13 protein-coding genes are annotated in these 13,923 nt (G+C 59.3%); 12 read left to right on the top strand and 1 reads right to left on the bottom strand.

What is annotated here, in order from left to right; all coding sequences use genetic code 11:
* Window positions 1-39: 39 nt before the first annotated feature.
* Complete coding sequence (locus tag GPL81_RS28075) at window positions 40-393, top strand: GFA family protein (protein ID WP_160109357.1); 354 nt, start codon at window positions 40-42, stop codon at window positions 391-393.
* A gap of 814 nt (window positions 394-1,207) precedes the next feature.
* Here GPL81_RS28075 and GPL81_RS28065 read toward each other — a convergent pair.
* A complete protein-coding gene (locus tag GPL81_RS28065) occupies window positions 1,208-2,962 on the bottom strand; it encodes a winged helix-turn-helix domain-containing tetratricopeptide repeat protein (protein ID WP_160109355.1) in 1,755 nt (584 codons plus the stop codon).
* A 217-nt stretch (window positions 2,963-3,179) separates the two neighbouring features.
* Between GPL81_RS28065 and GPL81_RS28060 the strand changes: the two genes are divergently transcribed.
* The 11 genes from GPL81_RS28060 to GPL81_RS28010 all read left to right on the top strand — a co-directional run bounded on the left by GPL81_RS28060 (window position 3,180) and on the right by GPL81_RS28010 (window position 13,850).
* Window positions 3,180-4,229, top strand: a complete 1,050-nt coding sequence (locus tag GPL81_RS28060; protein WP_160109354.1) for an NAD(P)-dependent alcohol dehydrogenase — start codon at window positions 3,180-3,182, stop codon at window positions 4,227-4,229.
* A complete protein-coding gene (locus GPL81_RS28055; protein WP_160109353.1) occupies window positions 4,229-4,672 on the top strand; it encodes a DUF6841 family protein in 444 nt (147 codons plus the stop codon). Before GPL81_RS28060 ends, GPL81_RS28055 begins: the two co-directional genes overlap by 1 nt.
* A 38-nt stretch (window positions 4,673-4,710) precedes the next feature.
* Window positions 4,711-4,866 (top strand): hypothetical protein, encoded by a 156-nt coding sequence (locus GPL81_RS28050; protein WP_160109352.1) that lies wholly within the window; start codon window positions 4,711-4,713, stop codon window positions 4,864-4,866.
* Window positions 4,863-6,236, top strand: coding sequence for a Dyp-type peroxidase (locus tag GPL81_RS28045; RefSeq protein WP_160109351.1), 1,374 nt, complete (start codon window positions 4,863-4,865; stop codon window positions 6,234-6,236). Before GPL81_RS28050 ends, GPL81_RS28045 begins: the two co-directional genes overlap by 4 nt.
* 35 nt (window positions 6,237-6,271) lie before the next feature.
* Window positions 6,272-6,754, top strand: a complete 483-nt coding sequence (locus GPL81_RS28040) for a hypothetical protein (RefSeq protein ID WP_160109350.1) — start codon at window positions 6,272-6,274, stop codon at window positions 6,752-6,754.
* A gap of 20 nt (window positions 6,755-6,774) precedes the next feature.
* The gene (locus GPL81_RS28035; RefSeq protein ID WP_160109349.1) at window positions 6,775-7,782 is read left to right on the top strand and encodes a catalase family peroxidase; all 1,008 of its coding nucleotides are present in this window, start codon (window positions 6,775-6,777) and stop codon (window positions 7,780-7,782) included.
* Between the two features lie 220 nt (window positions 7,783-8,002).
* Window positions 8,003-8,833, top strand: a complete 831-nt coding sequence (locus GPL81_RS28030) for an alpha/beta fold hydrolase (protein WP_160109368.1) — start codon at window positions 8,003-8,005, stop codon at window positions 8,831-8,833.
* 174 nt (window positions 8,834-9,007) lie between these two features.
* The gene (locus tag GPL81_RS28025; protein WP_160109348.1) at window positions 9,008-9,271 is read left to right on the top strand and encodes a YtcA family lipoprotein; all 264 of its coding nucleotides are present in this window, start codon (window positions 9,008-9,010) and stop codon (window positions 9,269-9,271) included.
* Window positions 9,272-9,286: 15 nt separating this feature from the next.
* The gene (mdtN, locus tag GPL81_RS28020) at window positions 9,287-10,339 is read left to right on the top strand and encodes a multidrug transporter subunit MdtN (protein ID WP_160109347.1); all 1,053 of its coding nucleotides are present in this window, start codon (window positions 9,287-9,289) and stop codon (window positions 10,337-10,339) included.
* Complete coding sequence (locus GPL81_RS28015; protein WP_160109346.1) at window positions 10,336-12,393, top strand: FUSC family protein; 2,058 nt, start codon at window positions 10,336-10,338, stop codon at window positions 12,391-12,393. Before mdtN ends, GPL81_RS28015 begins: the two co-directional genes overlap by 4 nt.
* The gene (locus GPL81_RS28010; RefSeq protein WP_160109345.1) at window positions 12,390-13,850 is read left to right on the top strand and encodes an efflux transporter outer membrane subunit; all 1,461 of its coding nucleotides are present in this window, start codon (window positions 12,390-12,392) and stop codon (window positions 13,848-13,850) included. The genes GPL81_RS28015 and GPL81_RS28010 overlap by 4 nt, the downstream gene beginning before the upstream one ends.
* The last annotated feature ends 73 nt before the right edge of the window (window positions 13,851-13,923 follow it).

The following is a 13,923-nucleotide window of genomic DNA, read 5'->3' as shown; positions in this document are numbered from 1 at the left end:
GGAGCTATAGTCGGCCTGTTTTTGACCGGAGACGAGCCTATGACGACCAAACTGCTAAAAGGGTCTTGCCACTGCGGGACCGTAAAATTTGAAGTCCGCACCGCGGTCACGCCCGCGATCCGCTGCAACTGCAGCCTGTGCCGGCGCAAAGGGATATTGATGTCGCCCCCGTTCGATCAGAACGAGCTGAAGATTCTGAGCGGAGAGGAAGCGCTGTCGACCTACCAGTTCAACACGCGCGTGGCGAAACACTTTTTCTGCAAGCATTGCGGCGTACACCCCTTCCTGCAGTCACCCAAGGGGCCGAAGTTCTGGCGGGTGAACATCGGTTGCCTGCAAGGCGTCGATCCGTTCGCGCTGGAAGTCGGTTTGGTGGATGGCGCCAGCCTCTAGCGCAGGGATGAGCGATGTTGCTTACCAGGCAATGTCGCTCTGGCTCACTGTCAAGACAGTTCTATTACAAGTCTGTCTATGCCGATGGGTAAGGGGTGCGATGCATTTATGCGGTCATTCAATTTTTTCACGAACGCTTCGGCTTCTGCATAGCAACGAAATTTAACGCACCACGCGTTCATCCAGACAATCCAGTCGTCCGATGTGCTGCCTCTTTCGATTTTTATCAGCATTACTGGAGTTCCTTCGTGTGGTGGCTCAGCTCCTTCGAACCTGGATAAATACCTCTAAGTCCGGCATGTGGCCTTTCCTCTCAGAGGATGGAAAGCCTAGCAGTGAGACGTACAATTTGTTGGATCCAGAGGTCATCTGGCTTGGGCACACAGGCAGTGATGCCTGCATCATGACAAGCCTGGATTTGTTCGCTTTTGAAGTTGCCTCGGCCAGCCACTACCGACAAAAGGCTACTTCGTGATTTTGCGTCTGTACGGCCCCACGCAGACATTCTGCGACAAGAGCTGGAAACCGGGGAATTTGGTTAGACAGTAATTAGAAAATCACTTTCCTGGCGGCATGGGTGCATCGAGCGCACTCATGCCTGAGAGCGTCTTGAGCGACTGCTATGAATTGTGAATTCAACCGGTCGATGCAACACAACTAAATTCTGTGTAAGCAGAAGGAGTGTTGCAGATGAAGCAGAGACCTCGGATCTATTACACCGAAAGCCAGAAAAAACTGATGTGGGATCACTGGCAAAAAGGAGACTCTTCCCAGCACATCGCCCAACACACTTCATCGAGGTTAAAGACCAACGCTATGCCGGTAGTGGATCGCGCAACCATTCACTGCGCCCCATCTGTACGACGACCTCGCGAAATCGCGCATAACCGTACAACCGGGTGGACCAATGAGAGTATCTCGAAAAGAAATTTTGGCAATTGGGGTCACGGATTTCGTAGGCTTCGAAGGCATGGCGAATCGCCTCGTCTCCCCTCCCCGCCGCCGAGGCTACAACAGCGAGTAATGCTGGCGGGACATATTGACGACGGGCCCGAGCCTGCAATTCGCAATAAACCGCGTCGGCCTCACTGGCTTTGCCCCAATCCGCAAGTGTCAGTGCAAGCGCTGCCATGGACCAGGGGTGCCTGCCTGACATTGCCAGTGCCAACTCTCCTATCGCGACAGATTCCTCGAACCGGCCGCTCAACCACACAGCGACTTGCAGGACCCAGTGGGCCAGGAAGCTCTCGCAAGAGAGCTCGACGGCGCGTCGGCCAGCCATTACGCCCTCTGCAGTTTCCCCAGCGAACACACAAGTCAGCGCATATACAGCGTGTGCGTAGTCTGAGAGAGGGTCCGATGCCAGCGCCAACTTCGCTTGCTCCATCCCCTCCATCAGGCGCCCTTCGGAGAGCTGCAAAAACAATGCGTACCAGTCGAGCGCCTGGATATATTTCGGATTGAGTTGTATCGCGCGAAGGAACTCGAACTCGGCCTCGACCCTGTTCCAGGTACCCAGAGTCGCGGCCATGGCCAGGGCGCCATGGCCTTCGGCGAGCGATGAATCCAGTGCCACGGCGCGTCGAGCGGCGTCCATGGCCTTGGGCATGGAGTCCTTGGGAGCCGCCAACCCATACCAACAAAGTGTCGTGTAGCAGTCGGCGAGACCAGCCCACGCCAGTGCGTAACCCGGATCGAGATCCACCGCCTGCTGGCAACAGGCGAGAGCACACGAAAGGGTTGGCCCCCTTTTATAGAGCTGGGCGCGACCCTTCAGGTAGGATTGATAGGCCTCGAGATTGGGCGTTCCTGTTTTGATCAGGGGCCTTGCATTCCAGGGGAACGTGATTTTCAACCGCTGTGCGATCCCTCGCGCGATCTCCTCCTGAATGGCAAACACATCCTTCATCTCACGGTCATAGCGCTCGGACCACAAATGGTATCCGTCCGCAGCGTTCACCAGCTGTACCGTGATGCGCAGGTGATTGTCACACCTGCGCACACTGCCCTCGAGGACAGTGCGCACGTTCAGTTCTTTTCCGACAATACGCAGGTCGACGTGTTTACCCTTGAAGGAGAAAGCAGAACTTCGTGCGACAACTTGCAGGTCCGGAATCTGTGCCAGCGCGTCGATGATCTCCTCAGTGATTCCGTCGGCAAAGTATTCGTTCTCTAGATCGCCGCTGATGTTGATAAACGGCAGCACTACGATGGAGTCGCTGACTGCGTTCTCGGCGACAGTTGTCGAGGTAATGGGGACGACGACTGGCGCGATCAGCCGATAGCCTCGTTTGGAAATGGTCTCGATGATGCTGGGCTGGCGGGCATCGTCGTTGAAGGCGCGGCGCAACTCGGCGATGCAGCGCTTCAACGCGTCTTCGGTTACGACAGTGTTTGGCCAGACGGCCTGAAACAATTGCTCTTTGGAGACCGTTTCGCCAGGGTGCCCGGCCAAGCACAGCAACACACCCATTACCTTGGGCTCAAGTCGAACCGTCTTGCCCTCGGCGGACATGTTGTTGAGGCTCGGATCGATGAGCCAGCTACCCACTCTGACGGCTGTCTGCACAAGATTCCCCCCGAAAGCCTGGTACCCGCTGGCCAGTATACGTCCGATGGGTACCGTCCTCACCAAAACTCCACGTCGATATCACCACCCCCTCACGACTTTCCCGTAGCCCACGCGCTAAAACGTTGTCACTGGTTCAACTGCAGGACGCGCTACATGGACAGGCGGCGAGCCACTTGTCTTGCGAGTAGGTGCATTTTAACTGAGGACTCAATACATGATTGCGTATCGCCTGATGCGGGCCCAGGAACATCCGCAGTTCCAAGAGGTGGCGAGACCCTCGCCGGGCCCCGGCCAACTGCTCATCAAAGTGGGTGGCTGTGGGCTCTGTCACACCGATCTGGGCCTGATGAAACGCACTACGGCCGAATGGTTGGATATGCCACCTCCGCTGACACTGGGTCATGAGATTGCTGGCTGGGTTGCGCAGATCGGCTCGGGCGTTGTCGGATTCAAGAGCGGTGAGCCGGTCGCGGTAGTGCCTGTATGGGGAAGCTGCGGGCACTGTCCTGCGTGCAGGCGCGGTGAAGAGAATTTCTGCTACTACATTTCGCGGCTGATCGGCGCCGGCGTGGGGTTCGATGGTGGGCTGGCAGAGTATGTCCTGGTCGAGGCGCGGTTCGTGGTTCCCATGGGTGATTTCGACCCGGTCCTCGCCGCCCCCCTGACCGATGCCGGCCTTACTACCTATACCGCGATCAAGCCTGCCCTGCCAACACTCGTGCCCGGCTCCACCGCAGTGGTGATCGGTGTCGGCGGTCTTGGGCTGCTCGCTGTTCAATTTCTCCGGACTCTCTGCGGCGCGCGAGTCATCGCGGTGGACAATGACCAGGCGCATCTGGCACTTGCCAAGGAGCACGGAGCAGACAATACGCTTTCCAGTGACGTAAGCACCGCGGAACAGATTCGGGACATCACTGCCGGCGCCGGAGCGAATTTCATACTCGATTGTGTGGGTGCCGAAAGTACGCTCAAGACAGCCGTCGCTGCACTGGCGAGACTGGGTCGGCTGACGCTCGTCGGCGCAGCACTCAAGACCGTACCGTTCGGACTGCACGAAGTACCGTGGGGCGCTCAACTCACCACCAGCCTCAATGGGGGCACACTGAATCTGCGCGAGATCATTGATCTCGCCCGACTCGGAAGAATTGAGACGATCGTCGATCGTTATCCGCTGTGCCATGTGGCAGAAGCTTACCGCGACCTGGCGGACGGGAAACTTCGTGGCAGAGCGGTCTGCATTCCACACGGGACGGAGCGAGCCTGATGAAGCCTCAGCACGCTATTTGGGTTGCGGGCGAAGCCGAGATCATCTCCCGGCTTCGTGGTTTCTTTCAGCGCTACGGTGCCACCTTCGTGGAACTTGCAGTTGGCAAGCGTTCGGACATGGACGCATTGCTCGAATTCTATGGCGCGCCGCTCAGATTCGTCGGCTCGACATTCCACATGGTCATGAGGGACGACGCCGCAATCACCGGCGCAGATGGCATGGGTGGCGAGATCGATCGGCTACGTTGCGCGGGCTTCGCGGGATCCACGCTCGACGAATGTCAGATCAACCTGCTCAACCCCCAGGCGGCACTGGTCGACGCGTTGTGGTTGCGCCGCGATGGCACGGGAGCGGTGATGTCACGATTTGGGGTGATCTACCTCGTGACTCTGACAACAGCCGGATGGCGCATCACGTCGGCAGTCAATACATCGGAATGAACGCGGCAACCAACCCTCATCCACTCTGGAGTATCACCATGTCAGATTTCCTGGTGACCATCAAAGTCGGCTGGCCGACGACCATGAACCAGACCGAGCGCATCGACCAACTGCCCGTCGTTGAGATGGATGAGTGGTTCCACTCCACGCTGAACATCCCGCTTCGTCACTCCAACCAGAGCCAGCCGAAATGAAAACGCCAATTGAAGCAACCATCGCGACAAGCGATGCCATAGCGCTCGAAACGAGCGACATACAGGCAACAGTCCTGCGCCCGCGCCCCTCTCCGTACAAGGGAGAGTACGTGATACTGCGTATCGACGATGCAGCGCAGGGCCGTGAGATGCTCCGGCGCATCATCCCTCATGTGGCACCGGCGAACGACTGGTGGGCACCCACACTCCCCGGGTGGGTAGGCATCGCCTTCACCTATCAAGGTATCAAAGCTCTGGGGGTGCCCCAGGCGTCACTGGACAGTTTCCCGGCGGAATTTCGCGAAGGAATGGCGGCGCGAGCAGCCGTTCTGAATGATGTCGGAGGCAACGCGCCAGCCCACTGGGAATATCCGTTCGGCACGGCGGACATGCACGTTGCGCTGGCGATCTATTCCAAAGACCACGAAAGTCTCGAGACGGTGCTGGAGTTGGCGAGGCAGAGCCACCATGACCTGCCTGCGGTAAAAGTTATCTATCGCTTGCAGTTCAGTGAGCTTCCTGGCGGGCGCAATCCATTCGGGTTCAAGGACGGACTCCACAACCCTCACGTCGAAGGCAGTGGCGCCCGCGCGCACCCAGGCTATGGACCTTCGCTCAAGGCCGGCGAGTTCATCCTGGGTTATCCAGACGAGGTGGGTGAGACAGCGACGGGGCCAGAGCCCGAGGTGTTGCGACGAAACGGTACCTTTCTGGCCTTTCGCAAGTTTCACACCAGGGTTGCCGATTTTCGAAAGTACCTGGCAGAGCACGCCGCATCGGCCGAAGAACAGGAGTTGATCGCCGCAAAGATGGTCGGCAGATGGCGCAGCGGTGCGCCGCTGGCTCTCGCTCCCGAGCGAGATGATGCCGCGCTGGGCGCAGATGCCCAGCGCAATGACTGCTTCAGCTACGAAGATGACATGCAGGGCTTGAAGTGCCCCTTCAGTGCGCACGTTCGGCGTGTGAATCCGCGCGACGCACTGAAGAACGAACTCGTCGCCACGAATCTCCACCACTTCCTGCGTCGAGGCACGAATTACGGCCCTGCTCTGCCGGAAGGTGTGCTCGAAGATGACGGCGCGGAACGCGGCGGCGTTTTCCTGTTGATCGGAGCGCACCTGAAACGGCAATTCGAATTCGTGCAATCGCAATGGATGACCGACGGCAACTTCATCGCTCACGCAAATGAGCAGGACCCGATCGTGGGCAATAGCGCAGGTGAAGGGATTTTCACCATTCCAAGGCGCCCCATCCGTCGTCGCCTTCACGGGCTACCGCAGTTCGTTGCCGTCCGCGGTGGCGAATACTGTTTCATGCCCGGCCTGCGTGCATTGAAGTGGATGGCCGCACTGGACGAGGAGAACCAATAGTTAGACCAGAAACAGTAACCCCATAGGAGGCTGCGATGACTGACACAACGACCGTAACCGAGGCTCGGCCCGGCACGAAGGCAGGACAATCGAACGAGTTCACACTGATCTGCAAGCTCAAGCCAGGAGGTGCGGAACGAATGCGCAAGCTCCTCGCCGATGGATTCACAGGCGAGCGCCAAAAGAATACGGATCGCATCGGTACAGTGCACGACCTGCGGTTCGTCATTTTTGACAACGACACCCGGGTCATATTCGCCTCCACCTTTGACGGAACCTGGGATACCTACATGGGCGACTTCGGCACTCTTATTCCCGAGGAGATCGACCTGCTTTTTAACGAATTTGTCGGCTATCCCGGCATCCACAGTCCGAGCATCAACGACTGGGTCGTAAGCCAGCAAGTCACGGCAGTCGGCTTCTACAGCGCGTATCCGGCGGCGCCCGTCCGGGAAGTGTGGAAGGCATTGAAGACGCAGAAGGCGCTCGATGTCTTGCTGGACTCTGCCGCCAGTTGAAACCGTCCTGAGGAGCGAAAATGAACAACTACGTCAATCACGGACAGTACCGCCTGTCCGCGAAGTTAGTGGAGATGATCCACCAGAATTTTCAGGGGTTTCATCCCGGTTATCGGGATGTGCATGCCTCGGGCCGCTATTACGCAGGTGTATTCACGGCCACCCCCGAGGCGGGAAAAATCAGTAGAGCCGTGCACCTGCAGGGTGACTCCGTCCCGGTGACAGTGCGCTACTCGAACAGCCGGTCGGGGAATCCCTGGGGGCCGGCTACGACGGCCTCGATGGCGGTACGTTTTTATCTTCCCGATGGCACCCTGACAGATTTGGTCTCCCTGCCGATCCCGCTGTTTTTTGCGCGAACGCCCGAAGAAACACTGGAGTTTCTCGAGGCCGTTCGACCTGATCCCGAAACCGGCCAACCGGATCCCGACCGGATCGGGCCGTTCCTCACCGCCCGTCCTTGGGTCGCGCACGCGGTCCAGCTCGCCAAAGCCCTGCCGGCATCCGTCAGCTTCGCCCAGACAGCGTTTCACATGCTCCATGCCTTTCGCTTTGTGAACGCTGCGGATGAGCCGCAATACGCGCGCTATCACTGGGAGCCCGAGGCTGGCGTTGTCGGCCAGACGTTGGACGAACTGCAAAAGCAAGCGCCGTCCTATCTCTTCGAGGAACTCGAAGCGCGGCTGCGCGAGGCGCCGGTGATTTTCAATCTTGTCTTGCAACTTGCGGGCGCAGGTGACCCAAAGGACGACCCGAATGCACCGTGGCCCGAGGATCGCCCGCGCGTATGCATTGGGCAGCTCAAGATCGTTCGAACGACCTCCGTCGAAGAGATCGGCGACCCGGTGATGATGCACGACCCCACACGATTAACCGACGGTATCGAGCCGTCGGACGATCCCGTCCTTGCCGCGCGTCGCGGTGTGTACGAGGTCTCGGTTGCTTACCGCACGGGTGGCTGGAAGGGTCGGCAGGCTGCTCTGGAACGCGCAGGTTGTCCATTCAGCAAGAATGACGCCGAGTCATGAATGCGTTCGAGATTCCTTCCCTCAATTTTCATCAGGGATCAAATCGCCAATGAAAGATTCCATTCGAGAAATAGATCTCCAGCGTCGGGCCATACTGACGAGTTCAGCCGTCGTGGCCGCAGGTTTGTTGATACCGCTCTCCAGCTTTTCCGAGTTGACGCAGGCCGCTAACAAGCAATCTACAACCTTACCCAAACCTGGTAACAAAGGAGTACAAGTCATGAACTCTATTACTACCAAAGACGGCTCCGAAATTTTCTACAAAGACTGGGGTCCGAAGAACGCGACGCCCATCGTGTTTCATCATGGCTGGCCATTGAGCGCCGACGACTGGGACAATCAGATGATGTTCTTCCTGCTCAAGGGCTATCGTGTAATCGCTCACGACCGCCGTGGGCACGGGCGCTCGACCCAAACCTGGGAAGGTAACGATATGGACACTTATACCGCCGACGTTATCGAACTGACCGATGCGCTCGACCTCAAGGGTGCCATTCATGTGGGCCACTCCACCGGTGGGGGCGAGGTAGCGCGCTACACGGCTCGGGCCAAACCCGGACGAGTAGCCAAAGCCGTACTGATCAGCGCCGTCCCGCCGATCATGGTCAAATCGGAGAAAAACCCCGGCGGTCTGTCTCTGGAGGTGTTCGACGGGTTCCGGGCAGCACTGGTCGCAAACCGCGCTCAGTTTTACGTCGATGTACCGGCGGGGCCTTTCTATGGCTTCAATCGCCCCGGCGCCAAAGTCTCCCAAGGCGTCATCGACAATTGGTGGCGCCAAGGCATGATGGGCGGTGCCAAAGCGCATTACGACTGCATCAAGGCTTTTTCCGAGACCGATTTCACTGAGGATCTGAAGGCCATCCAGGTCCCCACACTGGTCATGCATGGAGAGGACGACCAAATCGTGCCGTTTGCCGACTCTGCTCCACTGTCCGCCAAGCTGTTGAAGCACGCAACGCTCAAGACGTATCCGGGCCTTCCCCACGGCATGCCTACCACCAATGCGGAACAGATCAATGCTGATTTGCTAGCCTTCATACGCGGCTGAGTATGGAAATCATAGCGTAGGCATGGACGCCGCCGCTACGTACCTGATAGTCCGGCAGATTCAGCCAGGTTCAACCATCAGAAGCCAGCCATTGGTATTCTAGGTGCTGTGACAGTCCTGGGTCGTGTAGACAGCATCGGCCAATTGCCGCTTTGCAATGGGGTGGAAGCTCAAATGAGCCGTAAACACAACGTGTTGGCACTATTGCTGATTGTTCCGCTGTCGGGTTGCTCCAACGCCCCTTCGATTCCAGTCCTGGGGGCTTACTTCCCCGACTGGTTGTTCTGCATCCTCGTCGGCATGCTGCTGGCCTTTCTGATTCAGGTACTGCTTGCACGGCTAGGTTTCGCAACCTGGCTGGCGCCTTCGGTTCTGACCTATCCGGTTTTGACCGCGTTATTGTCGATGAGCACCTGGCTGCTGTTTTTCCAGAATTGACCGGGGACCTGCATCATGAGCGAATCCGCTGTGAACAAACTGCCTCGACGCTTGATCGTTCTCGTATTGCTCGGGTTGACGCTGGTGATGTTGCTGTGGGTCGTCTGGCGTCTGGACACCACTCCACGTACCGATGATGCCTACGTGTATGCCGACACCATAAACGTCACCCCCGAGGTGAGCGGCAGCATCGAAGAACTGGCCGTGCTCGAGAACCAGCAGGTGAAACAGGGAGACGTACTCCTGCGCATCGACGCGCGGGTGTATCAGGACGTGCTGGACCAGGCTCAAGCCTCGCTGCAAGCGCTGAACAAGGAAATCATCCTGAGCCAGCGTCAGGTTGATGCCCAGCAGTTCAACTCCGAAGCGGTGAAAGCCAGTGTCGAACGAGCCAAGGCCGCCGCTGCACAGAGCGCCGATACACTGCGGCGCATGGAGCCCCTGTTGTCACCCGGCTATGTCTCCGAGGAACAGGTAGACCAGGCCCGCACTGCCGCCAAGAGCGCTCGTGCCGAATTGAACGCGGCGCTGCTGCAGGCCAAACAAGCTGCTGCCGCGGTCAGCGGCGTCGATGCGCTGGTGAGCAAACGCGCAGTAATTCAGGCGGAAATAGCCCGCGCCGAGCTTGACCTGGAACACAGTGTGGTACGCGCACCCTTCGACGGGCTCATTGTCGGTTTGACCACCTCCAACGGTCAGTTCGCTGCCGCCGGCCACCCCCTTTTCAGCCTGATCGACACACGTCGCTGGTACGTGGTGGCGAACTTCCGCGAGACCGAACTGGACAAGATCCACAAAGGCAGCCCCAGTACCCTCTACCTGATGAGCGACAGTGGCCGCACCTTCAGCGGCACAGTCGATTCCATTGGTTTCGGTGTGTTCCCTGATGACGGCGGCGCCCAGGCCGCAGGGCTGCCGAAAATCGCGCGGACCATCAACTGGGTGCGAGTGGCACAGCGCTTTCCGGTACGCATCCGAGTCGATAATCCCGACCCGAACCTGTTCCGCATCGGCGCATCGGCCGTGGCGTTGATTCATGCCGGTCAAGATGGGAACTCGCCGCAATGAACGTTGCACCAACGTGGGAGCGGCGCTTCTGGCGCTTCCTTGATGCCGAGCTTTCGCCCTTTCCGGGGCGTGGCAATGCACTGTTGCGCAATGTGCTGGCCTGCGCGCTGGTGATCATCCTCTCCATGAGCCTGGAAGTGCCGCTGCTGGCGCTGTCGCTGATCCTGGTGTTTTTCGTCAGCCAAAGTAACCTGGTGCTGACGCGCATGGCCGGCATCCTGTTCATCGTCAGCGCGACCATCGCCATCGGCATTGCCATCCTCCTGCTCAAGTTCACCTACGGCTACCCGTTGCTGCGCATCCTCTGCGCGAGCGTGGTGTTCCTCGTCAGTGTGTTCGCCATGCGCGCAACACGCCTCGGACCGCTGTTCTTCGTGGTGGCCATCGTCACCATTTACGTGCAGAGCCTGGTGGACCTCATTGCACAACCGGAACTGCTGTTGCGCGGTTGCCTGTGGGTGTGGATGGCGGTGGTCTACCCGACCCTGGTGACCTTGCTGGTGAACACCTTGTTGTTGCCCAAAGAGCCCCGGCGGCAATTGCGCGAAACGATGCGCAGGCAACTGACACAAATCGACAGACGCCTGGCCGCGTTGGGTGAGGGGCATCCGGAAACGGCGCGGATCGGCGCGGTGGAAGTCCAGCAGGGGGTGCTCAGCCTGCACAAACTGCTGAAGTTCGCCAGCATGCGCGTCTCTGGGAATGACACCTGGGAGGTCGAACAACTGGCGTTGATCACCTGTGTGTCCCGTTTGTACGCGGCGGCGGCCGCGTTGGCGTCCAACTGTGACGACACCGAGGCCCTGTCTGCGTTGCGCCAGGATTGTACGGCGCTGGCCACAGCCATTGACACCGATACCCTGTCGCAGCCCCCCGTACTGAAAAGTGAAGCCTTGCAGCGCTTGTTGGCCCCCCCTGCACTGGAAGAAATGCGCGATGCCTTGCGCGCCTTGGCCGTTGCAGAACGTGCCACGCCATCCGCTGCTCCTGCGGCCAAGGAACCCTTGCTGGCGAGTGATGCTTTCAGCAACCCCAATTACCTGCGCTTCGCTTTCAAGACCTGGCTGGCCACACTAATCTGCTACGTGTTCTACAACGGCGTGAACTGGCCGGGCATCCACACGGTGATGCTGACTTGCGTCATCATTGCCTTGCCCAGCCTCGGCGCCTCGACCCAGAAGGGCCTGTTGCGGATCGGCGGCTGCCTGGTGGGTAGCGCGCTGGCACTGCTGTGTATCGTCTTCGTTGTCCCGCACATCGAGACGCTGGTTGGCCTGCTAGCCATGAGCCTGCCGGTGATCGCCCTCGGTGCATGGGTAGCCGCAGGCTCCGAACGCATCAGCTACGCCGGTCTGCAGATCATGTTTTGCTTCGCTCTAGCCCTGCTCGAACAATTTGGCCCGAGCATCGACCTTACGGAAATCCGCGACCGGCTGGTGGGTATCCTGCTCGGTGTACTGGTCAGCACCCTGGTGCATGGCGTGCTCTGGCCGGAAAGCGAGGGCGACAGCCTGCGCCGACGCCTGGCTGAAGCCCTGCGCGAGATCGCCGCTCTGCTGCGCTCGCCGGCACTGGAAACGGGAGATACATCTGACCGCCTGCACGGGCAAAGCCTGCGCAGTTGGCGCCAGCTCGCCGAGTCCGAGGCCATGCTTGCGCGGGTGGCCCTGGAGCCCGGCTGGCATCAGGGCGAACATGAGGAGCTGACACTGTTCACCCAGACGTTGCTGGCCAAGGCGAGGGAAGTCCTCCTGCTGGCCACCCAATTGCAACGTGATCGAGTGGCACTCGATGCGCAACTCCCGACGCCAACCCAGCATTGGCTGGACCAGCAGCAACAGGAAATGGGTGCCTGGCTTGAGGGCTACGCCGTACACCTGCAATCGCGGGATACGAAACTGGAGATTTTGCCTACGCTCGACATTTCGATGGCTGGGGACGGCGCGAACGCCGAAGCCCTGCTGCGTGACCTGCGCACGCTGCACCAGCTGCTGGATTCGTTACCAGACTGGCGACACTTTGAGCAAGGTGCCCTCTCGGAGCCGAGCCCATGAACAGACACGTTCATTGCGCATGGCTGCTCGGCCTGTGCCTGTTTTTGGGTGGCTGCGCATTGATCCGCGAAGAAGGCAGCCTGGCACCGCCACGGGACCCGGCTGAACTACGTCTGGCTGACGATCTGCACCTGACTCGCGAAGGTTGGCCAGAGGCGCGTTGGTGGAGGCGATACGAAGATCCCCAACTGAACCAACTGATTGAGATGGCCCTCGCCCAAGCCCCCGGCATCGCGATTGCCCGCAGCCATATCGACCAGGCCCGGGCCCAGGCCGACACCGTGAAATCCTTGACGGGCGTGCAAGTCCAGTTGATCGCGCTGGTCAATCGCCAACACGTCTCGGCCAACGGTTTCCTTGGGCCATTCGCCCGGAATGAGCCAGCCCTGGGGCTTACCGGACCTTGGTACACCGAGGGCGTGGTGGGTCTCGGTGGTGTCTACCAACTGGATCTCTGGGGGCGTCAACGGGCTCAGGTAGACGCCGCCCTGGGCGTACACAATGCGCGTCAGGCCGAGGCGGCCTGGGTCGAACTGGAGGTCTCGAGCAATGTGGCCATGCTGTATTTCCAAATCCAGACAGCTCAGCAGCTACTCGACGACTTGCAACACATGTCGACCATCACTACCGAGGTGGTGGCCGCGCACCAGGCACGCATCGAGCGGGGTCTGGAGTCGCAGCCGTTAAAACAGCAAGCGTTGAGCAATCAGGCGCTGATCGATCGCCAGGTTGTCTCCTTGCGCAGCCAGGTATTGCAACTGCGCGAGGCCATGCGCGCGCTGCTCGGCGTAGGGGCCGATGTCACCTTGCCGCTGGCACCGCGCTCGTTACCGGAACACATTTATGGGGTGCCTGACAGCCTGGGTTACGAACTGTTGGCAAGGCGACCGGACCTCCAGGCTCTGCGATGGTTGGTGCAAGCCTCCTATTCGAACATGGATGCGGCCAAGGCGGCCTTCTACCCCAGTTTCGATATCAAAGCCTTCTTCGGCGCCGACGCCCTGCACATGGGCGATTTGTGGGCCCACGGCAGCCGGCAGATCAACCTGGTCCCGGGGCTGACTCTGCCGATTTTCGATGGCGGCCGCCTCAATGCCGAATTGGCCACCGCCCGTAGTTTGAGTAATGGCTTGGTGTACCAGTACAACCAGGCCGTGCTCGACGCGGTGCGCGATGTCGCCGTGGCCGGCAACAAACAGCAGGGGTTGGAAACCCAGGAACAACTGCAGCAAACGCGCATCGGCAATATGCGTTTCAATCGCGACAGCGCCACGGCGCACTACCAGCGCGGTCTGCTGGACCGGGTTACAGCGCTTGAGTCGAACCTGCCCCTGCTGGCCGAGCATAGCGGTCTTACCTTGTTGCAAGGGCAGCGGCTGGAAAGCGAAATAGCCCTGATCAAGGCGCTGGGAGGTGGCTATCACTCCAGCGATACAACTGCATTGCAGGAAGATTGAGCCTCCCTTGAGGCCTTGAATTGAATCGCCCCTGAATTCGTAGTCATTCGATGACCGTATATGGACTCCTCCT

The sequence above is a fragment of the Pseudomonas izuensis genome (genome assembly GCF_009861505.1).
In the GTDB taxonomy this organism is placed as follows: Bacteria; Pseudomonadota; Gammaproteobacteria; order Pseudomonadales; family Pseudomonadaceae; genus Aquipseudomonas; species Aquipseudomonas izuensis.
The sequence above is the reverse complement of the archived record's forward strand: the minus strand, read 5'-3'. Positions and strand labels throughout refer to the sequence as shown.